Origin of the sequence: Pseudooctadecabacter sp. (assembly GCF_020627745.1) — a bacterium.
Lineage (GTDB): Bacteria > Pseudomonadota > Alphaproteobacteria > Rhodobacterales > Rhodobacteraceae > Octadecabacter.
Window position 1 is genome coordinate 16,813 of record NZ_JAHDGE010000010.1, and the last position, 19,796, is coordinate 36,608.

A 19,796-nucleotide genomic window follows, 5' to 3' on the forward strand; every position below is an offset into this window, starting at 1 on the left:
TGCATGCTTCCACAATATCTTGTGGGGGCAAATATGCAGTTTTTCAACAAACGATCTGTCGTGTTGTCGACCGTCACGGCCGTGGCGCTTGTTTTGGGTTCTCAGGCGTCGGCGCAGGCGCTGCGCGATGCGGCGGGACCGGCGGAATTCCCGCCGTCGTCTTTCACCGGCAATCAATACGTGGACAGCCGTGGGTGTGTCTTTGTGCGCGCAGGCATCGGCGGGACCGTCAACTGGGTGCCGCGTGTGTCGCGGTCGCGCGAACAGCTGTGCGGGTTCCAGCCCACACAAGTCGCAGGAACGACCCGCACAGCCCCCACTGCAAACGTGCCCAACCCGCTGGACACCCCCGTCGCGGGCCTTGCGCCGCGCGATGAGGTCACGCCAGCCCCGGCCCCCGCTGCCCCCGCACCGGTCGTGACAGCGGCACCGGCCCCCGTCGCCGCCCCGACACCGGCGCCCACCCGTGTCGCCCCGCCCCCAGCGACCGCGCGCGTGGGCCTGCCCACGTCAACCGCCGGTGCGATCAACCCGCTGACCGGCCGCCCCGCCAATGCCGCACCCACAGCGGCACCGGCCCCCGTAGTGACCGCCAGCCCATCGCCCCGCGTCATCACGCCGGAACCCGCAGCCCAACAGCCGCGCACCATCACCCGCGCCGAAGCCTGCGCAGGCCGCACGGGTATCCAGCCCAATCTGGTCAGCCGCAGAACCGGCCAGCCCATTGATTGCGGCGGTGCAGCCCCTGTGCAGACCGCGACCGTTGCGGCCCCTGTCATTGCCCCGACACCGGCCCCCACACCCGTGGCCCCCGCACAGCGCCGCTTTTCGCTGGCCGAGGCCTGCGCCGCCGTGGAAACGCGCGGCCTGCAATTCGTCAGCGCCACCACAGGCCAACCCCTTGATTGCGGCGAACGTCTGAACGGACGCACCATCGCAAGTGCGGCCCCGAGTTCCGGTGGCGGTTTGTCTCTTGGACAGCTGCGCGCCGATCTGAACGCGCCGCAGCGGCCCTATTCCAACCCGCTAGATGCGGCACCCGGCAGCGTCTTTGTGCCCCCTGTGGCGACACGGACGGCGACGACCACGCGGCCCTATTCCAACCCGCTTGACGCGCCTCCCGGTGCCACCTTTGTGCCCGGCGTAAACACGCAAGTGGGCGCCAGCTGTGCCTATGGCTCCGTCGGGACGGTCGAAGGCCTGCCCGTGCGCTGCGGCCCGCAGGCGCTGTCGCCTTCGGGTGGCCGTGCGGTGCAAACCGTGGGCCGCGCACAAGCAGCCTCGACGACCCGATCTTCGGCGCAAGCGCGCGGCCAGAACCAGATTGCCGCCCTCTTCGGGCTGGAGCCTGCGCCCTATTCCAACCCCACGCGCGGCGTCGCGGCCTCCAACATCACGGTGCCCCACGGGTATGCCCGTGTCTGGGATGACGGGCGGTTGAACACCCAGCGCGGATTGCCCACGACCCGTGTCGTCCCTGCGGGCACCGTGCGCTACGCCACCCAGCCGCGTGCGCAGACGCAGGTGCAGGCCGCACCGCAGACGACCACGCGCGCCGTGGCCCCCGCCCCACGACGCGAGGCGATCTCGGGCCACCGTTACGTACAGGTTGCCACCTTCGCCAGCCGCGATCAGGCACAGGCCGCCGCACGCGCCCTGCGGTCCCGTGGCCTGCCCATGCGGATTGGCGTGTTTGAAAACAACGGCCGCCAGTTGCGCATGGTGCTGGCCGGTCCGTTCGGCAGCGAACAGCAGTTGCAATCGGCCTTGGGCACCGCCCGTGGCGCGGGCTATGGCGGGGCGTTCACCCGCCGCTGATCTTGTCGCGACAAAAAACAAAGGGCCTCGCAAACTGCGGGGCCCTTCTTCGTTTCTTCATCCAGAAAAAGTCCTAGCTGCAGATGCCCTGAAGGCTGATCCATTCCGCATCGGTCAGCACGGGTGGCACCTGCGCGCCCTGCATGGGGTCCGCCTCGATCAGGCCCAAGGTGGTTTCACCGGTGATGTCCACGGAATAGGCAAAGGGGGTCGATGGCAGCGACGCCGCCTCGAACAAATCCAGCAATATCGCGTCAGACACCCGTGGCGGAGGATCGGCCAGCAAGGTTTCGGCGTAGCCGCGCAAGGTTTCGGGCGCGATGTCGCCGGTGGTCAGCAGGGTAAACGTGGTGCCCAGCCCGGTGGCCTGCAACAGCCGCGCCAGGGGGTCTTCGGCCCGCAACTGGCCTGCGGCAGCGATAATGTGCCCTGCCACCACCGCGGGGTCCTCTGTGTCTTCGATCAGATCGCGGTTCAACACGATCAGCCCCCCCGGCAGATACAGGCTGATGTCCGATCCCGAGGGGACCACGAACACCTGTCCCCCCGCGTTTGCCCCCAGAGTGCGGCGGTGCAGTTTCGCCAAAGCGTCAGCGCCCAGCGTGCTGCGACAGGTCTGTCCGGTCAGCCGCTGAATGTGACCCAGCAAGGTCGCCCCGATTTCTGCACGTTTGACCTGCGGGACCACCGACATGGTCTGGCGGACCAACGCATCGGGCAACCAGAACAGCCCCAGACCCACAACCGCCGCCAGTGCGGCCAGTGTCCCAAGCGACCGCAACCGTCCCGGCCGCGCCTGACGGCGACGCACCGTGAGGCGCACTTTCTCCATCGCGTCGATCATCAGATCGTCTTCGATCTCGAGCGTTTCGGTCGCCCCCTGATCGGGGGAAAACAGTGCGGGCCGCACACCGGGATTGACCCGCGACACTGCGGGCAGGGACCAATGGGTCAGGGGCCGCCCTGCGGTGTCCGAAATGACCAAGGTCGCCGCCCCGAACGACACCAGAACCTCGCGCAGTTGCGCATCCGCCGCTGCACGCCACAACCCGCCGCTTTCAAGTCGGGAAAATTCAGTCAGTGCCGTCTGTTTTGTTGCCATCTGGGGCCTGCTCTGCCTCCGGTTTTGCCATACTATAAGGGGACCACCCGAAATTGACAGCCGTCGCAAACGCCAATTTGTGTGATCAGGCCAGCGTTTTGCGCAATTCGAACTTCTGGATCTTGCCGGTCGATGTCTTGGGCAATTCCCCGAAGACCACCTTCTTGGGGCATTTGAACCCCGCCAGCCTGTCACGCGTAAAGGCGATCAACGCGGCCTCATCGCCCGTGCGGCCCTCTTTCAATTCGACAAAAGCGCAAGGGACCTCACCCCATTTGTCGTCCGGCATGGCCACCACCGCGCAGAGCATCACATCCGGATGCCCCATCAACGCGCTTTCCACCTCCACGGACGAGATATTCTCGCCGCCTGAAATGATGATGTCCTTGGCCCGGTCCGCGATCTGCATGGACCCGTCGGGGTGTTGCACCGCCAAGTCTTCGGAATGGAAATAGCCACCCGCAAAAGCCTTCGCCGTGGCCTCGGGGTTTTTCAGATAGCCCTTCATGACCGAATTGCCGCGAATGACGATTTCCCCTTGGGTGGCCCCGTCCATCGGCACCTGTTCCATGGCGTCGGACATGACGGTGATGTCCTCCATCTGTGGAAAGGCCACGCCCTGACGCGCCTTGATGGCGGCCTGTTCGTCTTGCGGCAGGGCGTCCCATTCCGCGTTCCACAGACATTCGGTGACATGGCCGTAGGTCTCCGTCAGGCCGTAGACCTGTTGGACATGAAACCCCAGCTTGCCGATGGCAGCCAAAGTGGCGGGGGCAGGGGGCGCGCCTGCGGTAAAGACCTCAACCGTATGGTCAAAATCACGGCGCTCGTCGTCCTTGGCGTTGACCAACAGGTTCAACACAATGGGCGCGCCGCCGAAATGCGTGACCCCTTCGTCGGCGATGGCGTCATAAATGGCCTTGGCCGAAATATCGCGGCAACAGACGACCGTTCCGCCCATCATCGGCATCATCCACGTGTGGTTCCAGCCGTTGCAATGAAACAGCGGCACGATGGTCAGAAACACCGGATAAAGCGTCATCCGCCATGTCACCGGCGTGCCCATGGTCATCAGATACGCGCCACGGTGATGGTACACGACCCCCTTGGGCCTGCCGGTCGTGCCGGAGGTGTAGTTCAGCGCAAGGCTCTCCCATTCATCCTCGGGCATAATCCAGTCAAAGGCGGGATCGCCTGCGGCCAGAAAGGTCTCGTAGTCAATCTGTTCGCCAATTTCGGGCACACCGGCTTGGGCGTCGGGCACTTCGACGACCAGCGGGGCCGCGCCCTCCATCAGATCAATCGCGGCCATGCAGACGGGCAGGAACTGGCTGTCACACAGCACGACCTTCGCCCCGCCGTGGTCGAAAATATAGGCGATGGTGTCCACATCCAGCCGGATGTTGATGGTATTCAGAACCGCCCCACAGGCGGGCACCCCGAAATGCGCCTCCGCCTGTGCGGGCACATTGGGCAACAGCGTCGCCACCACATCACCGGGCGCCACCCCCGCCATCTGCAAGGCCGAGGCCAGCTGGCTGACCCGGGCATGATACTGCGCATAGGTCAGGCGCATATCGCCATAGACCAGCGCCTCACGGTCGGTGAACACTTTGGCCGCCCGCGCCAGATGGCTCAGCGGGGTCAGGGGCACGTAATTGGCGGGCGTTTTGTCCAGCCCGGTTTCGTCTTTCATCCAGCCCATGTGCCGCCCTCCCGAAGCGATGCTGTCAAATGTCAGACAATAGGTTCCCCGCCCGCGCGTAAATGTCAAACCTCAAAAGGGCGTGCTTGTCTTCCAGCTTCTTTGGTTCTTAAATATGCAAATCCAGCATTGCCACGGATGCACCCGTCAAACGCAGCTCGGACAGGTCGCATCTGGACTTGCGCCGCGTGGTGCAAGACGCCACCGTGACGGCATGCAAACGACCCGTCCCGTCCTGTCCACCCTTTGCACCCTGTCCGGCATGTTCATTCTGGCCGCGACCGACAATCTGGTGGTGATCGTCACCGAAATCTCGTCGCTCTGGGTCTTTCAGACGCTGCGTGCCATCGTGGCCATCGGGCTGATCTTTGCGATGGCGTTTTTGGGTCTGGTCAGCCTTAAGGCGCATCGTCCGCGCTACGTCATCTTGCGCAATTTTTTCAACGCCTTTGCGCTGCTTATCTACTTTGGCTGTCTGGCCTTCCTGCCCATCGGTGTGGTCGCCGCAGGCTTTCTGACAGCGCCGATCTTTGTGCAAATCCTGTCGGTGCTGTTTCGCGGCCAGACCATCGGCATCTTCCGCGCTGTGGCGGTGGTTCTTGGCTTTGCGGGCGCGCTGATGGTCGTCTGGCCCGAGGACGGCGGCCTTACATGGCTGTCGTTGACGCCGATCCTTGCGGGGCTGTTCTACGCGATCTCGGCCATCGGGACCCGTGTGTGGTGCGAGGGCGAGGGCACGATGGTGATGACCTTCAGCTACATCGCCATTCTGGGGGCCTTCGGGGCCATTGGCTTGGGCCTGCTCACGGTCTTTCCCGTGGACGCGCCCGCCGGGGCCGCGGGATGGGTGCATCGGGGCTATGTAACGCCGGACGGGGCCACATGGGCTGTGATCGCAGCCCAAGCGGTCGGGTCCATCGCCGGTGTCTTGCTGCTGACGCGGGGTTATCAGTTGGGTGAGGCGTCTTACGTGTCCATCAACGAATATTCCATGATCGTCTTCGCCAGCCTCTTTGCGTGGCTGATGTGGGGGCAGACCTTGGGCGTTATCGCCCTCATCGGGATCGCCCTGATCATCCTGTCGGGCATCATCATCGCGCTGAGGTCGTCATGATCGTCTCACACGGGCGCGGCTATATCTTTGTGCACATCCCCAAAACCGGCGGCACCTCTATGGCGCTGGCGCTTGAGGATCGGGCCAAGGCGGATGACATCATGGTGGGTGACACCCCCAAGGCTGTCAAACGGCGCGGACGGCTGAAGGGTGTGAAAACGGCGGGGCGGCTGTGGAAGCACAGCACACTGGCCGAGGCCGAAGGGCTGATCAGCCGCGCCGATATGGCGGGTCTGTTCACCTTCACCCTCGTGCGCAATCCGTGGGACCGGATGGTCAGCTATTACCACTGGCTGCAAACCCAAAGCTTTGACCACCCCGCTGTGACGCTGGCGCAAACCTCCGACTTCAGCAGCTTCCTGAACGCCGACCTGACCCGCCGCACGTTTCAGGCCGCGCCGTACTCTTACTATATGACCGACGGGGCAGGGCAGGTGCACGCGGACCTCTATATCCGGCTCGAACATTTTGACGAGGACGCGGCCCCCCTTGCGGCCCACCTCGGGTTCACGCCGCAGCTGCCCCATGCCAATACCAGCGACCGCACGCGCGATTGGCGGCCTTACTATTCCGATGTGGATGCCGATGTGCTGGCAAATATCTGCGCGCCAGACATTGCAGCCCACGGCTATGCGTTCGATCCGGCGTAATTCCCCGCCCTGACGTCTCCGATTGTTTCGCGATTTGTGGTTAATCGCCCCTTCACCACGACATTTCGCGTTAACCATGTCCAATGCCCCAAAGATGCCTCTTTGTTGGCCAAGGTCGGTCTTGGGAATCACACCAGATGGTTTTGTTGCTACGGATGATCCCCTGCCAGGGACGCCGGACTGAAAACAAGAAATTTGGGGATGATGATATGTTTGCCTGGAAAACCGCCGCCTGGAACTTAGCCACTGGATCCGATGCACCGCTGCCGAAACTGGATGCGCGTACATCGGGCATGGTGGCAGGCACCAAGGTTGCCACAGCGTCGGGATGGGCGCGGATCGAGACGATCAACGCCGGTATGCAGGTCCTGACTTTTGACGGTGGGTTGCAAACAGTGGTGTCGGTCACGCGGCACGTTCTGATGGCCGACACGGTTGATATTGCAAGCTGGCCCATGGCCGTCCCCGCCGGTGCCCTTGGCAACCGCGAGGCCATGACGATCCTGCCCCATCAGCCCGTCATGATCGAAAGCGATCTGGCCGAAGAGATGACAGGCGATCCCTTCGCCCTGATCCCTGCCACCGCACTGGACGGTTTGCGCGGCATCACCCCGACCCGCCCCGATGCCTGGATCGAGGTGATCCAGTTGCATTTCGCCCGCGATGAAATTGTCTTCGCCAATATCGGCGCGCTGTTCCTGTGCCGCGCCGCAGCCGACCTGACACTGACGACACCATTGGACGACTATACTGTTCTGCCACTCGAACTGGCCGATGATCTTGTTGATTATCTTGCCGCCGAGGAACTGCCCGCGCCGCACCATGCCCCTATGCAGCAGACTGTCGCGGCCTGAACGCCACTCAAAACTTCGGTCCGTCCAATGACTTTGTCCCTTCCCCCAGAACGGGACGAAGGACATGGCCTTGCCTTTGGTGACAAAGGCGGGGCCTTGTTCTTTCCGGCTTGGGTTGTGAAGGTGGGGATCATTTCACCCCAAATGCCAATCCAGCGGAGCCCGCAATGTCCAGACATAGTCCCATCCTGACCGTCATGGCCGTTCTGGCCACCCCCGCCATCGCGCAAACACCCGACACCCAGCCCGTGTTTTCAGACCCCTATGAGGTGTCCGACGCCCGCGCGGCGATGGACGAAATCATCGCGCGCGATGCGGTTGCCGATGCAGAGGCGCAGAACCTTATCATGTCGGGGGAGGTTGATCTGGCGTCTTACGTGCCAAATCAGCCGCTTTATCAGGATATCAGTTGGCCCGTTGACGTCTGCACCGGTCCGCTTGATCTGTTTCCCAGCCCGCCCGACGGCTGGGGCATCGCCAGTGACTGGGGCCAGCGGACCAATCCGATTGACGAAAACGGGGGGGAGCTGTTCTACGTCCGCCCGCCTGATCTGGCTGTGGATGACCCCAATTTTGTCCGCGAAACGCTCAGCGTTGTGGTGCGGGTGACAGCCAATTCCCAATGGGCGCCCATGTGGGATATGCGCATTGCCGATGACACCATGCGCGACATCAGCTTTGACGACGGCCCCTTCGGCTACCCCGTCATGCGGATGCAGAACGCGACCATGCTGGGCGATTATTACGTCGAGGTGTCGGGCACGGGAGAGGACGCGGCCCCTGCCTTTCTGGAAACCATCATCGGCTGCGCCATCGACGGTGGCCTGCTGGCCAATGGCGTTGATGCTGGCGATCTGACCCGTTGACGCCAAAGGGCCGCCCGTTCGGGGGCGGCCCTTTTTCTTACTTTCCAGATGCCATCAGGCGGCTTTGCTGTCTGCCCCTGTGCCGAACCGTGCGTAAAAGCTTTGACCGCTTTCGGCCATTTCGCGCAGCAGGGCAGGGCATTCGAACCGGTCGCCGAACTGTTCGGTCAACTCGTCACACCGCGCGGCGGCATAAGGTGCGCCCAGAATGTCGAGCCAGCTGAAAGGCCCGCCGGACCACGGGGCAAAGCCCCAGCCGAGGATCGCGCCGACGTCGCCTTCGCGGATGTCCATAAGGACGTTTTCCTCCAGCGCGCGAACGGCCTCAAGCACCTGCGCGAACAGCAAACGGTGCTGAACCTCGACCAGCTCGGGCTGGTTGTCCTTGGGCTGGTATTTGTCGCGCAAACCGTCCCACAGCAACTGGCGCTTGCCCTTGTCGTCGTAGTCGTAAAAGCCCGCGTTGGCCTTGCGGCCCAAACGGCCCTCATCGGCCAGCCAGAAAATCACCTCGTCGGCGGCATCGTCATAGGCGTCGCCCATGGCGGCCTTCGTGGCCTTGGCGATCTTGACGCCCAGATCAATCGACGTCTCGTCGGTCAGCTGCAAGGGCCCCAAAGGCATCCCCACCAGCTTGGCCGCGTTTTCAATCAGCGCGGGTTCCACACCCTCTTTCAGCATCCGCACGCCTTCGTTGATGTAAGGCAGGATGCAGCGGTTGGCGTAGAAGAAGCGTTCGTCGTTCACCACGATTGGCGTCTTGCGGATCTGGCGCACAAAATCGAGGGATTTGGCAACCGCCACATCACCGGTCTCGCGGCCTCTGATGATCTCGACCAGCAGCATCTTGTCCACGGGGGAGAAGAAGTGGATGCCGATGAACTGTTCGGGCCGCACAGAGGCTTTCGCAAGTTCCGTGATCGGCAGGGTCGATGTGTTGGTGGCGAAAATCGCGTCGTCGCCGATGATCGCCTCGACCTTCTTGGTCATCTCGGCCTTGACGCCCACGTCCTCAAACACGGCTTCCACGATCAAGTCGCAGTCTTTCAGCGCGTCCAGATCGGTGGTGGCGTTGATCAGGCCCAACACCGCCTCTTTCTTGTCTTCGGTGGCCTTTTTGCGGGCGATGCCCTTGTCCATATAGGCGGTGGTGTAGGATTTACCTTTGTCGGCGGCCTCTTGGGTTTGGTCGATCAACACGACCTCAATCCCGGCCAGCGCCGACACGAGGCTGATACCGGCCCCCATCATGCCCGCACCCAGAACACCGACCTTCTTGACCTTCTGGTCGGCCACGTCGGGACGGTTCGCGCCCTTTTCCAGCGCTTCCTTGTTGATGAAAATGCTGCGGATCATCGCCTCGGAGGACGGGTTCATCAACACATTGGTGAACCAGCGCGCCTCAATCTTCAGGGCCGTATCAAAGGGCACCATCGCGCCTTCGTAAACGGCAGACAGCAGCGCCTTGGCAGCAGGGTACACACCCATCGTCTTGCCATTCACCATGGCCGACGCGCCTACGAAGGTCATGAACCCCGCAGGGTGATAGGGTTCACCGCCGGGCATTTTGTAGCCCTTTTCGTCCCATGGCTTGACGATCTTGGGCTCTGACAGAACCCATTCTTTCGCCGCCGCCACCGGATCATCCACAACCTCGTCAATGACACCTGCGGCCTTGGCTTTTTTGGGATCGTTCAACTTGCCTTCGAGCAATAGCGGCGACGCCGCCATGGCGCCCATCTTGCGGACCAGACGCGTGGTCCCGCCCATGCCGGGGAAGATGCCGACCATGATTTCAGGCAGGCCGATCTTGGCCTTTGAATTATCGGCTGCAAAAATGCGATGACACGCCAGCGGGATTTCCAGACCGATACCAAGCGCCGTGCCGGGCAGGGCGGCTGCAATCGGCTTGCCGCCTTTGTTGGTTTTGGGGTCCATGCCAGCGCGTTCAATCTTGCGCAGGATGCCATGGGATTTCATCAACCCGTCCATCAGGCCCTTGGCCGGATCGTCTCCGGCGGAGGCTTTCATTTTTGCGATGATGTTCAGATCCATCCCGCCCGCAAACGTGTCCTTGCCGGAGGTGATCACGATGCCCTTGACCGCGTCGTCGGCCAGCGCCTGATCAACGCAGGCGTCAAGCTCCTCCCAGCCGTCAAGGCTGAGAACGTTCATGGATTTGCCCTGAACGTCCCAGGTGATTGTTGCGACGCCGTCCGCGTCAGTTGCTATCGTGAAGTCCGCCATTGTCGTTCGCCTTCGTCTGTTGTTTCGCGTCATCCGCCTCCAGTATCCGCAAGGCGCGGTCTCGAAGCTGGACAGGATTGAGAAGGGGAACGGTGACGTTGCTGACGCTCGACCGGAACACGGACCCCCGCCATTCCCCCTCAACAAGGCGGAGGCGCAGGGCGTTCCGGTAGGGCTCTACCACGTAGTTGCCCCCCTTGAGGATGAATGTTTCGTGGACCCCATCAATCAGATCGTCACGACCATCAGCAAACTGTGCATGTTTGGCGATGCGTAGAAAATCCTTGGCCCCCATCCGGTCCATGTAACCGGAAAAAGCCTTGGCCGAAGTGATGAAGTCATCGGGGGACGGATTGGTAAGCGACCCATCTGTCGTCTCCACATGCAGCGGATATGACATCATGGTGGACAATTCAGCGTAGGCACCTGACATCATCAGTTTGCCACTTCTATCCAGAAAATTCTGGAAGATCGTCTTCGCCTCATCGCTCATCATCGTGTCCCGTGATCGTCTGGCGCCCCCCTATATCAGGTTTCTGCAAAAATGTGTTAACTTAGATTGACAGCGGAAGTGTCGGCGATTTCTGTCCGACACCCCGCGCCAATATGTCAGACACGTTCGATGATGGTCGCAGCCCCCATGCCGGACGCGATGCACAATGTCGCAAGGCCCACTTCTTTGTCGGACCGTTCCATCTCATCCAGCAGCGTGCCGATGATGATTGCCCCGGTCGCACCCAGCGGATGCCCCATGGCGATGGACCCGCCGTTCACGTTCACTTTGGAATGGTCCACATCAAAGGCCTGCATGAAGCGCAACACGACGCTTGAAAATGCCTCGTTCACCTCAAACAGGTCGATGTCGCCGATGGACATGCCGCTGTCTTCGAGGATTTTGTGGGTCACAGGCACGGGGCCGGTCAGCATGATGGTCGGATCGGTGCCGATCTTGGCCGTCTGACGGATGCGCGCACGTGGCTTGAGGCCCATCTTCTCGCCGTATTCTTTTGAGCCGATCAAAACGCCCGCCGCACCGTCCACAATGCCGGACGAGTTACCGGCGGTGTGGATGTGGTTGATCCGCTCCAGATGGGGGTATTTCATCAGCGCGATCTTGTCGAAGCCGGGCATCATTTCGCCCATGTCCTTGAACGCGGCTTTCAGACCACCCAAGGACTGCATGTCCGTCTCGGGGCGCATGTATTCGTCATGTGCGAGGATTTCCAAACCGTTCTGGTCGCGCACAGGCACGATGGATTTGGCAAAGCGGTTGTCATCCCAAGCGGCCTTGGCGCGCTTTTGGGATTCGGCGGCCAGCAGGTCCGCATCATCGCGCGAAAACCCGTATTCGGTGGCAATGATGTCGGCAGAAATGCCCTGCGGGACGAAATACGTCTCCATCGCGATGGAGGGATCGACGGCAATCGCCGCCCCGTCGGACCCCATGGGCACGCGACCCATCATTTCCACACCACCGGCGATATAGGCATCGCCCGCGCCGCCCTTCACTTGGTTGGCGGCCAGGTTCACAGCCTCCATTCCCGACGCACAAAAGCGGTTGATCGCAAGGCCAGGGATGGATTGGTCCAGATCAGACGCCAGCACCGCCGTGCGCGCAAGGCACCCGCCCTGTTCCTTCACCTGTGTGACGTTGCCCCAGATCACGTCTTCGACGGCGTGACCTTCAAGATTGTTGCGCTCTTTCAACGCGTTCAGAACACCCGCCGACAACCGTGCGGAGGTGACTTCATGCAGCGATCCGTCCTTGCGGCCCTTGCCGCGCGGCGTGCGCACGGTGTCATAGATATAGGCGTCGGTCATCTGGGGTCCTCCCGTCAAAATGCTGTTGGTATTGACGTGAACGTCAATGGCGCAAATTTCAAGATTATCGTGGCGTCACGGCCCCAAATGACCTTGCGCCTTATGCGCGATCCGCCGGGCTGCCGGGCATCAGGTCATAGGGCGCCTTGTAGCCGTCCGTATCCTCGATCCGGCTTAGCCATGCGTCGATCTTGGGGAAGTCCGCGCGATTAAATCCATAAGGTTCAGGGTAATAGAGGTACCCGCAGCACGCCAGATCGGCGATCGTCAGGCCGTCGCCGGTCAGAAAAGGCGTCTCCGCCAGCTGAGTCTCAACGATCTTCAGCGCCGACATCAAACGCATCTCCATAAAGGCGTTCACATCTGCGTTGCGTTTGTCTGCAGGCAGGAAATTGGTGTTGAACCGCAATGGTCCGGCCACGCCACTGACCTTGTGGTTGTCGAAAAACATCCAGCGCAGCACGTCCCGGCGTTCGGCGGCAGACCGCCCGCCCAGTTTGCCTGTTTTGGAGGACACGTAATCCTGAATAACCCCGGACTGGGTCAATATCAGGTCACCGTCTTCCATCACCGGAACTTCGCCCATGACATTCAGCGCACGAAATTCCGCGCTGCGAGAGGCGCCGTTGAAGAAGTCGACAAAAACAGGCTCCCACTCCGCACCGGAAAGTTGCAGGGTCAGGGCCGCCTTATAGGCATTCCCGCTTTCGCCGAAGCAGTGCAGTTTGATCATGGGGTCAGGTCCTTTCGGGACGTTGTGTTCGGGACAGAGTGCGGGATTGAGTTGTATTTGCCAAGATGAAGACGGGGGCGGGGTGCCTGTTAACGGGCCGTTAAGGTTAATCGCGGAGGATGAAGGCGCGCCGATAGCTGGAGAGTGAAGCGGCGTCCAAGGTGAAGCCCCGCCCGGCTTGCTTCGCCGCGCCATAGGTCAAAGCTGCCCATGGCCGCGGTCTTCTTGTCGGTGCGGGGTGACGCTTTGATCGGTGGATGTGCCGTGCTGCATGGTGAGACAACGGCGAACCTCATTGGAGGGCACCGCAGGGCGAAAGACCGTATTGTCTTTAGTCATACGGACGACAGACGCGCATTAAGGTTAATTCGCCGGCATTAAGGTTAAGACTTGATGGGTTGGCGAGCGGCGGATCTGCCGTGGGTGGTGCAGTTAAGTTTGCCGTGCGTAGTGCAATTAAGGTTAGTGGCGGCTCACTGGTGTCGTCACCGACGCTTATTTATTGGCCATTGCTGCTTCAATGGTCGATCAGCCCTCGTCCAAGTTTACCTTCCCGGCTCCGAACCAGAACCCGCTTAACCTTCATCAGCTGTCATTAAGGTTAATTGGCGCCTCTCCGCCGTATAGCCATCCCAACGCCTGAGAGGTTTCTTGCTTCATCTTGGCCAATACAACTCCCCCCGGAGGGCCGGTTTGCCCTGCGCGCCACACTCACTTTTTGCGCGCTTCCAGCTCCGAATTGAAGAGCCGCAGCCGGTGCCCGAAGGTGTCTTCGTCGATGACAGAATCAAAATTCTCAAACAGGAACGACAGGGCTTCGCCCTCATCCAGCCCTGCCTCGGATGCAAACCTGCGCAGCCGGCGATAGCCGTCTTCGGTCATGGCACAGGGAAAACGACGGGTCAGGCGAAAGCGTTTGGGCATCGGGTCCTCGGATATGGAAAGGGCGGACCGAAGTCCGCCCCACCACCTTAGAAGTTTGCCGCGTCCAGCGCCATCACCGTGTCGGCGCCGGTGTTGATCCGCGCCAGATGGGTCGCGGTTATCGGCAGTTGCCGCGCCATGTAATAGCGGCCCGTGGCGATCTTGGTCTCGTGGAAATCGGTGTCGGTGTCACCGGCGGCCAGTGCCTCCATCGACGCCTTGCCCATCTTGGCCCACATCAGACCCAGACACACATGACCCATCATGTGCATGAAATCATAGGACCCGGCCAACGCGTTGTTGGGGTTTTTCATGCCGTTCTGCATGAAATACATCCCCGCCGCCTGCAGGTCCTTGGAGGCGGCTTTCAGCGGCTCAAGGAAGTCCTTCTCAAAGGCTTCATCGCCTTTGTTCTCAGCGATGTAGGTCTTGATCATCTCGAAAAAGCCCATGATCGTCTTGCCGCCGTTCAGGCCCAGTTTGCGGCCCACAAGGTCCAGCGATTGCACGCCATTGGTGCCTTCATAGATCATCGTGATCCGCGCATCGCGCACGAATTGCTCAAGACCCCATTCCTGGGTAAAGCCCGATCCGCCCAAGGTCTGTTGGGCCAGCACGCAGGTCTCAAACCCTTTGTCGGTCAGGAAGCCTTTGACCACGGGCGTCATCAGCGACACCAGCGCATCGGCCTCCGCATCGTTGTTTTTGTGCGCGCGGTCGATCAGGGACGCGCCCCAATAGGTGAACGCACGGGCGCCTTCGACGAAGGCCTTTTGATCCATCAGATTGCGGCGCACGTCAGGGTGCACGATGATCGGATCGGCGGGCTTGTCGGGGGCCTCAACGCCGGTCACGGCACGGCCCTGCAGACGGTCACGGGCAAAGCCCAATGCGTTCTGATAGGCGACCTCACCCTGCGCGTAGCCTTGCAGGCCCACGCCCAGACGGGCCTCGTTCATCATGGTGAACATGGCGCGCATGCCTTTGTGCATCTCACCGATCAGATAACCGGTGGACCCGTCATGGTTGATCACGCAGGTGGAATTGCCGTGGATGCCCATTTTTTCTTCCAGACCGCCACACGACACAGAGTTCCGCGCCCCCAAGGAGCCGTCTTCGTTGATCAGGAACTTGGGCACGATGAACAGTGAAATGCCTTTGACGCCTTCAGGGCCGCCTGGGATTTTCGCCAGAACGAGGTGGATGATGTTGTCGGACATCTCGTGCTCACCGGCGGAAATCCAGATTTTCTGGCCGGTGATTTTGTAGCTGCCGTCGTCCTGCGGTTCGGCCTTTGTGCGCATCAGGCCAAGATCGGTGCCGCAGTGGGGTTCGGTCAGGTTCATGGTGCCGGACCATTCGCCGGTGGCCATTTTGGGCAGGTAGGTCTGTTTTTGCTCTTCCGTGCCATGGGCCAGAATGGCGGCCATGTTGCCGTGGGTCAGACCGGGGTACATATTAAACGCCATGTTGGCGCTGACCATGGGTTCCATTGCAGCGGTGTGCATGATGTAGGGCAGGCCCTGGCCGCCGTATTCTTCGGGCATGTCCATGGCCATCCAGCCGCCTTCGGCCATCTGGTCATAGGCCTCTTTAAACCCGTCGGGCACGCGCACGACGCCGTTCTCAAGGTGACAGCCTTGCTTGTCGCCCACCGTGTTCAGAGGGGCCAGGACTTCGGATGCCAATTTGCCGGCCTCGGTCAGGACGGCGTCTGTGAAATCGCGGTCAAGATCGGCAAAGCCCGGAATGTCCATTTCGGAAATCTTCAGGACATTGTGCAGCACGAACTGCTGGTCTTTGGTCGGTGCGTTGAAAATCGGCATCAGGCCCTCCTTGGGGTGTGGTGGGGCAGGGGTGGCTTAACTGGCCACCGCCTGCTGGGGTTCGATTTGGGACAGGCGCGCGCGGCCCCAGTCCATCTGGGTTTCAAGTTCTGCGATGGCCTCATCCAACTCGGCGCGCTGCGCTTTCATGTCAGAGAGGTGCTTTTCGGCCAGCACATAGGTTTCACGCAGCTGCGTCGCCTGACTGTCATTCATGTAGTACAGGTCCAGAAGCTGGCGGATTTCCTCGAGCGAGAAGCCAAAGCGCTTGCCGCGCAAAATCAGCTTCAGCCGCGCGCGGTCGCGCTTGCCGTAAAGACGTTTCTGCCCGACCCGCTGCGGAAACAGCAGTTCCTTGGCTTCATAGAAACGAAGCGTCCGGGGCGTTACATCAAAATCTTCGCACATCTGGCGAATGGTCATCGTTTGATCCGTCATAACAATATCCTCATTGCGTTTCGGTAGACCGCAGGTGAGGCGCTTTCACCCACCTTACAAGAAAAGATGACGCGGACGTAAACGTGACGCCGCGTCAGAACGAGGTTTACGAAAGGTCAGGAAAGTTTTACGCGCGTAAAGCGCAATATTCTAACCGGGAAGACGGCCCCGGATTTCCCCGTCACCCTTATTTTTATGGCATTTCAGGTATGGAAATCCTTACCTCGGGTTCGAACAGGTCCGCCGGTTCTTCGGTGTTTTCCCACAACCTCAGGGGGCAGCCCCTGCCCGTGGCGCGACCGATGCGGTCGAAAATTCATCGCGTCATGTGAGGGGGAGTGGCGGATCAGCCCCGTTCGCGGCGCCGCACCCTAGGCGAGGTTCGCGGCCGTGTCATCGCGCAGGCGCCGCAACTCATCCATGGTTTCATCCAGCTGGCGGCGCTGTTCTTCCAGCTCCCCCAGTTGGCGGGTGGCATAATCCACCCATGTTTTCATCTGCGCCTCGGTGCCTTCGTTTTCGTAGATCAGCAGCCACTGGCGGATCTCTTCCAGAGGAAAGCCGAATTTGCGCCCGCGCAGAATCAACGTCATCCGCGCCAGTTCCTTGGGGCCATAAAACCGCGACCGGCCTTCGCGTTCGGGCGACAGAAGTTCGATATATTCGTAGTAGCGCAACGTGCGCGGGGTCACATCAAACTTCGCACACATTTCCTTAAAGCTCAGCCGTGGCTCGGACATGATCTGCCTCCCTTTTGGGCAATCCTAAACACGCAGGGCACGCAGGGCAACGGGGGGGCGGTCACGAAACCGCTTGCGGCTGTGGGCGGGGCGGGGTTCAAAAGGGGCATGAGTGAAGATCGCCAAGCCAAAATCGCCAGCCAGTTCATCGCGGCGCTGCCGCATGCCACGGCGCTGGGCATGACCCTGACCGAAATCGGGGGCGGCCACGCCACCATCGCTTTGCCCTATGATGCCAAACTGGTGGGCGACCCTGAGACGGGTGTGATTCACGGCGGGGCGGTGTCGGCCCTGCTGGACACCTGTGGCGGTGCGGCGGTGATGGTGCATGACAGCCTGCCTGTGGGCACGGCGACGCTGGATTTGCGGATTGACTACATGCGGCCCGCCACCCCCGGCCAGACGATCATTGCACGGGCCGAATGTTATCACGTGACCCGGTCGGTGGCCTTTGTGCGTGCCACGGCCATGGATGACGACGTGGACCGCCCCGTCGCCACAGCGACCGGTGCCTTCGCCATCCAGACCCAGAAAGGGCCCGGCGCATGAAACGCCCTGAACCTGTCCAGGTGATCAAACAACGCCGCGACGCCGCCCTGCAATCGCTGATCGAAGGCGTGCCCTACATTCAGTATATGGGCTTTCGGTTTGACCGGCGCGGGGATGAACTGACGGGGGTCATGCCTTATCAGGACAGCCTGATTGGCAACCCCATGTTGCCCGCCCTGCACGGCGGGGCCACGGCGGCCTTTCTGGAAACCACGGCGATTATCGAACTGAGCTGGGGGATGATGTGGGAACGGATGGAGGCCGGTGAGGACGTGACCGGCCTGCGCCTGCCCAAGACGATTGATTTCACCGTGGATTACCTGCGCTCCGGCCTGCCGCGCGACGCCTATGCGCGCGCACGGATCAACCGGTCGGGCCGGCGCTATGCCAGCGTGCATGTGGAGGCGTGGCAGGACAACCGCAGCCGCCTGTTTGCCCAGGCCACGGCACATTTTCTGATGCCGCAGCCGCGCGACGGCGATGTCGATGTCTGACCGGATCACCATCCTCGCCCTGCATGATCTGGCGGAGGCCATGGGCCTGCGTGCCATCGCCGAAGGCATGGGCCACGACGTCCGCCTGCTGCGCCCGCGCGCACCCGCTGAGGTGCCGGGCATGTTGCGGCAGGCGGCAGAGGACGACGTGATGATCCTGTCGGCCCATGGCGGGCCACGCGGATTGTTCATGGGGGAGTATGGCAAGGGCGTCGATGTGTCCTTGATGGACGGGCCGTGGCTGGTGACGGCGCGCGCCTTTGACGGGCTGGCGTTCCGCGACGATGCGGTCCTCATTTCCACCGCTTGTGCGACCCGCGAAAGCGGGCTGGCCGAGGCTGTGTTCAAAACCGGCGGCCATCTGGTGGCCCCCAATGGTGACCCCCAAGGGCGCGTGATCCTGCCGTGGATCGCCGCCTGCCTGCTGTCCGCCCACAAGGGCCTGCCCGCGGCTGTGGCCGCCGCCAATGCCTTGGTCGAACCGCCCGACCGCTTCAGCTATGGCTGACGCGTCCGCGCTGACCCACCGGCGCATCCTCAACATCGCTGTACCGGTGGTGCTGGCCAATATCACGGTGCCGCTGCTGGGCCTCGTGGACACCGGCGTGGTGGGCCAGATGGGGCAGGCGGCCCCCATCGGGGCTGTGGGCATCGGTGCTGTGATCCTCACCGGGCTTTACTGGGTTTTCGGGTTTTTGCGGATGGGCACCACGGGCTTTGCGGCCCAGGCGCTGGGGGCGGGCGACGGTTGGGAAACCTCCGCCATTTTGATCCGCGCTTTGGGCATTGCGGCCATGGGGGGCCTTGCGATCATCGCGCTGCAGGCCCCGCTCTTTGCCTTCGGGTTCTGGCTGTCACCTGCGAGTGACGAGGTCGAAACCCTCGCGCGCAGCTACATGGCCATCCGCGTCTGGTCCGCGCCGTTCCTGATTGCCACCTATGCCGTGACCGGCTGGCTGGTGGCCGCCGAACGCACGCGGGATATTCTGGTGATCCAGCTGGTGATGAACGGCATCAACATCGCGCTTGATCTGGTGTTTGTGCTGGGCTTTGGCTGGGGCGTGCAGGGGGTGGCCGCAGCCACCGTGATGGCCGAAGTCACCGGTTGCGCGCTGGGCCTTTGGTATTGCCGCGCGGGTCTGCGCGCGGACGTCTGGGCCGACCGCGCGCGCCTGCTGGACCGCGCCAAACTTACACGTTTTGCCGCCGTCAACGCCGACATCCTGATCCGGTCGCTTCTGCTGCAATCCATTTTCATGTCGTTTCTGTTCTTTGGGGCGCGGTACGGCGATACACGGCTGGCGGCGAACCACATCCTGCTGCAATTTCTGGGCTTCACCGCCCACGCCATGGACGGCTTTGCCTTCGCAGTCGAAGCGCTCGTGGGGCAGGCGCTGGGCGCGCGCAACCGCGCCGCGTTCCGGCGCGCGGCGGTGATGGTCAGCGGCTGGGGCTTTGGCATCGGCGTGGTGCTGGCGGCGATGTTCGGTCTTTTGGGTGGGCCGATCATCGACCTGATGACCACGGCCCCCGACGTGCGCGCCGCCGCGCGGGACTACCTGATCTTCATGGCGCTGACCCCGTTCTTGTCCGCAGCCCCCTTCATGCTGGACGGCATTTTCATCGGCGCCACCCGCACCCGCGATATGCGTAACATGATGGCCGTATCTGCTGTGATCTACTTCGCAGTGGCTCTGGCGCTCATGCCGCTCGCCGGCAACACCGGCCTGTGGATCGCCCTGCTGATCAGCTTTGCCGCACGCGGCCTCACGCTTGCAGCCAAATACCCCGCACTGGAACGCGATGTGGGAGCTTAAGAGGCCCGCTGGGACCTTTCCAAGACGGCTTGTGGGGCTCCGCCCGTTCTCAGCTGAAAACCTCCCCCGGAGGTTTTCCGGGACGCTTCGAACTCTCT

Annotated in this window: 19 protein-coding genes; 9 read left to right on the forward strand and 10 right to left on the reverse strand. The window is 61.8% G+C overall.

The window, feature by feature from the left end; genetic code table 11:
- Positions 1–33: 33 nt before the first annotated feature.
- Entirely contained in the window at positions 34–1,818 is a 1,785-nt protein-coding gene (locus QZ653_RS06530) for an SPOR domain-containing protein (RefSeq protein ID WP_296418721.1), read from the forward strand.
- Positions 1,819–1,891: 73 nt separating this feature from the next.
- Here QZ653_RS06530 and QZ653_RS06535 read toward each other — a convergent pair whose 3' ends face one another.
- Positions 1,892–2,920 carry a hypothetical protein gene (locus QZ653_RS06535; RefSeq protein WP_296418722.1) on the reverse strand — a complete coding sequence of 343 codons (1,029 nt, stop codon included), beginning with the start codon at positions 2,918–2,920 and terminating at the stop codon, positions 1,892–1,894.
- An 85-nt stretch (positions 2,921–3,005) separates the two neighbouring features.
- Complete coding sequence (locus tag QZ653_RS06540; RefSeq protein ID WP_296418725.1) at positions 3,006–4,625, reverse strand: AMP-binding protein; 1,620 nt, start codon at positions 4,623–4,625, stop codon at positions 3,006–3,008.
- Positions 4,626–4,839: 214 nt separating this feature from the next.
- Between QZ653_RS06540 and QZ653_RS06545 the strand changes: the two genes are divergently transcribed.
- The 4 genes from QZ653_RS06545 to QZ653_RS06560 all read left to right on the forward strand — a co-directional run bounded on the left by QZ653_RS06545 (position 4,840) and on the right by QZ653_RS06560 (position 8,109).
- A complete protein-coding gene (locus QZ653_RS06545; RefSeq protein WP_296418726.1) occupies positions 4,840–5,739 on the forward strand; it encodes a DMT family transporter in 900 nt (299 codons plus the stop codon).
- The gene (locus QZ653_RS06550) at positions 5,736–6,389 is read left to right on the forward strand and encodes a sulfotransferase family 2 domain-containing protein (protein WP_296418729.1); all 654 of its coding nucleotides are present in this window, start codon (positions 5,736–5,738) and stop codon (positions 6,387–6,389) included. The genes QZ653_RS06545 and QZ653_RS06550 overlap by 4 nt, the downstream gene beginning before the upstream one ends.
- Positions 6,390–6,598: 209 nt before the next feature.
- The gene (locus tag QZ653_RS06555) at positions 6,599–7,243 is read left to right on the forward strand and encodes a Hint domain-containing protein (protein ID WP_296418732.1); all 645 of its coding nucleotides are present in this window, start codon (positions 6,599–6,601) and stop codon (positions 7,241–7,243) included.
- A 167-nt stretch (positions 7,244–7,410) separates the two neighbouring features.
- Entirely contained in the window at positions 7,411–8,109 is a 699-nt protein-coding gene (locus tag QZ653_RS06560; RefSeq protein WP_296418733.1) for a hypothetical protein, read from the forward strand.
- A gap of 54 nt (positions 8,110–8,163) precedes the next feature.
- Here QZ653_RS06560 and QZ653_RS06565 read toward each other — a convergent pair whose 3' ends face one another.
- From QZ653_RS06565 to QZ653_RS06600, 8 genes are all read right to left on the reverse strand, one after another.
- Positions 8,164–10,356 carry a 3-hydroxyacyl-CoA dehydrogenase NAD-binding domain-containing protein gene (locus QZ653_RS06565; RefSeq protein ID WP_296418735.1) on the reverse strand — a complete coding sequence of 731 codons (2,193 nt, stop codon included), beginning with the start codon at positions 10,354–10,356 and terminating at the stop codon, positions 8,164–8,166.
- Positions 10,331–10,849, reverse strand: coding sequence for a hypothetical protein (locus QZ653_RS06570; protein ID WP_296418737.1), 519 nt, complete (start codon positions 10,847–10,849; stop codon positions 10,331–10,333). The genes QZ653_RS06565 and QZ653_RS06570 overlap by 26 nt, the downstream gene beginning before the upstream one ends.
- A gap of 116 nt (positions 10,850–10,965) precedes the next feature.
- A complete protein-coding gene (locus QZ653_RS06575) occupies positions 10,966–12,177 on the reverse strand; it encodes an acetyl-CoA C-acetyltransferase (protein ID WP_296418739.1) in 1,212 nt (403 codons plus the stop codon).
- A 100-nt stretch (positions 12,178–12,277) separates the two neighbouring features.
- On the reverse strand, positions 12,278–12,910 hold the full coding sequence (locus QZ653_RS06580; RefSeq protein ID WP_296418740.1) for a glutathione S-transferase family protein: 633 nt from the start codon (positions 12,908–12,910) through the stop codon (positions 12,278–12,280).
- A gap of 711 nt (positions 12,911–13,621) precedes the next feature.
- Positions 13,622–13,834 (reverse strand): hypothetical protein, encoded by a 213-nt coding sequence (locus QZ653_RS06585; protein WP_296418742.1) that lies wholly within the window; start codon positions 13,832–13,834, stop codon positions 13,622–13,624.
- A gap of 47 nt (positions 13,835–13,881) precedes the next feature.
- On the reverse strand, positions 13,882–15,660 hold the full coding sequence (locus QZ653_RS06590; protein WP_296418743.1) for an acyl-CoA dehydrogenase C-terminal domain-containing protein: 1,779 nt from the start codon (positions 15,658–15,660) through the stop codon (positions 13,882–13,884).
- Positions 15,661–15,696: 36 nt separating this feature from the next.
- Positions 15,697–16,098 (reverse strand): MerR family transcriptional regulator, encoded by a 402-nt coding sequence (locus QZ653_RS06595; protein WP_296418745.1) that lies wholly within the window; start codon positions 16,096–16,098, stop codon positions 15,697–15,699.
- A 371-nt stretch (positions 16,099–16,469) separates the two neighbouring features.
- On the reverse strand, positions 16,470–16,838 hold the full coding sequence (locus QZ653_RS06600; protein WP_296418746.1) for a MerR family transcriptional regulator: 369 nt from the start codon (positions 16,836–16,838) through the stop codon (positions 16,470–16,472).
- 108 nt (positions 16,839–16,946) lie between these two features.
- Here QZ653_RS06600 and QZ653_RS06605 point away from each other — a divergent pair, with 108 nt between their 5' ends.
- The 4 genes from QZ653_RS06605 to QZ653_RS06620 are packed head-to-tail and all read left to right on the forward strand — an operon-like array spanning position 16,947 to position 19,698.
- Positions 16,947–17,387 (forward strand): PaaI family thioesterase, encoded by a 441-nt coding sequence (locus QZ653_RS06605; RefSeq protein ID WP_296418748.1) that lies wholly within the window; start codon positions 16,947–16,949, stop codon positions 17,385–17,387.
- Positions 17,384–17,881, forward strand: a complete 498-nt coding sequence (locus tag QZ653_RS06610; RefSeq protein ID WP_296418750.1) for a PaaI family thioesterase — start codon at positions 17,384–17,386, stop codon at positions 17,879–17,881. Before QZ653_RS06605 ends, QZ653_RS06610 begins: the two co-directional genes overlap by 4 nt.
- Positions 17,874–18,389 (forward strand): hypothetical protein, encoded by a 516-nt coding sequence (locus QZ653_RS06615; protein ID WP_296418752.1) that lies wholly within the window; start codon positions 17,874–17,876, stop codon positions 18,387–18,389. The genes QZ653_RS06610 and QZ653_RS06615 overlap by 8 nt, the downstream gene beginning before the upstream one ends.
- Positions 18,382–19,698 carry an MATE family efflux transporter gene (locus QZ653_RS06620; RefSeq protein ID WP_296418754.1) on the forward strand — a complete coding sequence of 439 codons (1,317 nt, stop codon included), beginning with the start codon at positions 18,382–18,384 and terminating at the stop codon, positions 19,696–19,698. The genes QZ653_RS06615 and QZ653_RS06620 overlap by 8 nt, the downstream gene beginning before the upstream one ends.
- Positions 19,699–19,796: the final 98 nt, after the last annotated feature.

Excerpts from the sequence above, each read along its gene's own strand:
- QZ653_RS06620 (WP_296418754.1), top strand. The coding sequence starts at position 18,382 with ATGGCTGACGCGTCCGCGCTGACCCACCGGCGCATCCTCAACATCGCT.
- QZ653_RS06565 (WP_296418735.1), bottom strand. The coding sequence starts at position 10,356 with ATGGCGGACTTCACGATAGCAACTGACGCGGACGGCGTCGCAACAATC.
- QZ653_RS06600 (WP_296418746.1), bottom strand. The coding sequence starts at position 16,838 with ATGTCCGAGCCACGGCTGAGCTTTAAGGAAATGTGTGCGAAGTTTGAT.
- QZ653_RS06605 (WP_296418748.1), top strand. The coding sequence starts at position 16,947 with ATGAGTGAAGATCGCCAAGCCAAAATCGCCAGCCAGTTCATCGCGGCG.
- QZ653_RS06585 (WP_296418742.1), bottom strand. The coding sequence starts at position 13,834 with ATGCCCAAACGCTTTCGCCTGACCCGTCGTTTTCCCTGTGCCATGACC.
- QZ653_RS06575 (WP_296418739.1), bottom strand. The coding sequence starts at position 12,177 with ATGACCGACGCCTATATCTATGACACCGTGCGCACGCCGCGCGGCAAG.
- QZ653_RS06530 (WP_296418721.1), top strand. The coding sequence starts at position 34 with ATGCAGTTTTTCAACAAACGATCTGTCGTGTTGTCGACCGTCACGGCC.
- QZ653_RS06535 (WP_296418722.1), bottom strand. The coding sequence starts at position 2,920 with ATGGCAACAAAACAGACGGCACTGACTGAATTTTCCCGACTTGAAAGC.
- QZ653_RS06550 (WP_296418729.1), top strand. The coding sequence starts at position 5,736 with ATGATCGTCTCACACGGGCGCGGCTATATCTTTGTGCACATCCCCAAA.
- QZ653_RS06545 (WP_296418726.1), top strand. The coding sequence starts at position 4,840 with ATGCAAACGACCCGTCCCGTCCTGTCCACCCTTTGCACCCTGTCCGGC.
- QZ653_RS06595 (WP_296418745.1), bottom strand. The coding sequence starts at position 16,098 with ATGACGGATCAAACGATGACCATTCGCCAGATGTGCGAAGATTTTGAT.
- QZ653_RS06610 (WP_296418750.1), top strand. The coding sequence starts at position 17,384 with ATGAAACGCCCTGAACCTGTCCAGGTGATCAAACAACGCCGCGACGCC.
- QZ653_RS06540 (WP_296418725.1), bottom strand. The coding sequence starts at position 4,625 with ATGGGCTGGATGAAAGACGAAACCGGGCTGGACAAAACGCCCGCCAAT.
- QZ653_RS06555 (WP_296418732.1), top strand. The coding sequence starts at position 6,599 with ATGTTTGCCTGGAAAACCGCCGCCTGGAACTTAGCCACTGGATCCGAT.
- QZ653_RS06580 (WP_296418740.1), bottom strand. The coding sequence starts at position 12,910 with ATGATCAAACTGCACTGCTTCGGCGAAAGCGGGAATGCCTATAAGGCG.
- QZ653_RS06615 (WP_296418752.1), top strand. The coding sequence starts at position 17,874 with ATGTCTGACCGGATCACCATCCTCGCCCTGCATGATCTGGCGGAGGCC.
- QZ653_RS06570 (WP_296418737.1), bottom strand. The coding sequence starts at position 10,849 with ATGAGCGATGAGGCGAAGACGATCTTCCAGAATTTTCTGGATAGAAGT.
- QZ653_RS06560 (WP_296418733.1), top strand. The coding sequence starts at position 7,411 with ATGTCCAGACATAGTCCCATCCTGACCGTCATGGCCGTTCTGGCCACC.
- QZ653_RS06590 (WP_296418743.1), bottom strand. The coding sequence starts at position 15,660 with ATGCCGATTTTCAACGCACCGACCAAAGACCAGCAGTTCGTGCTGCAC.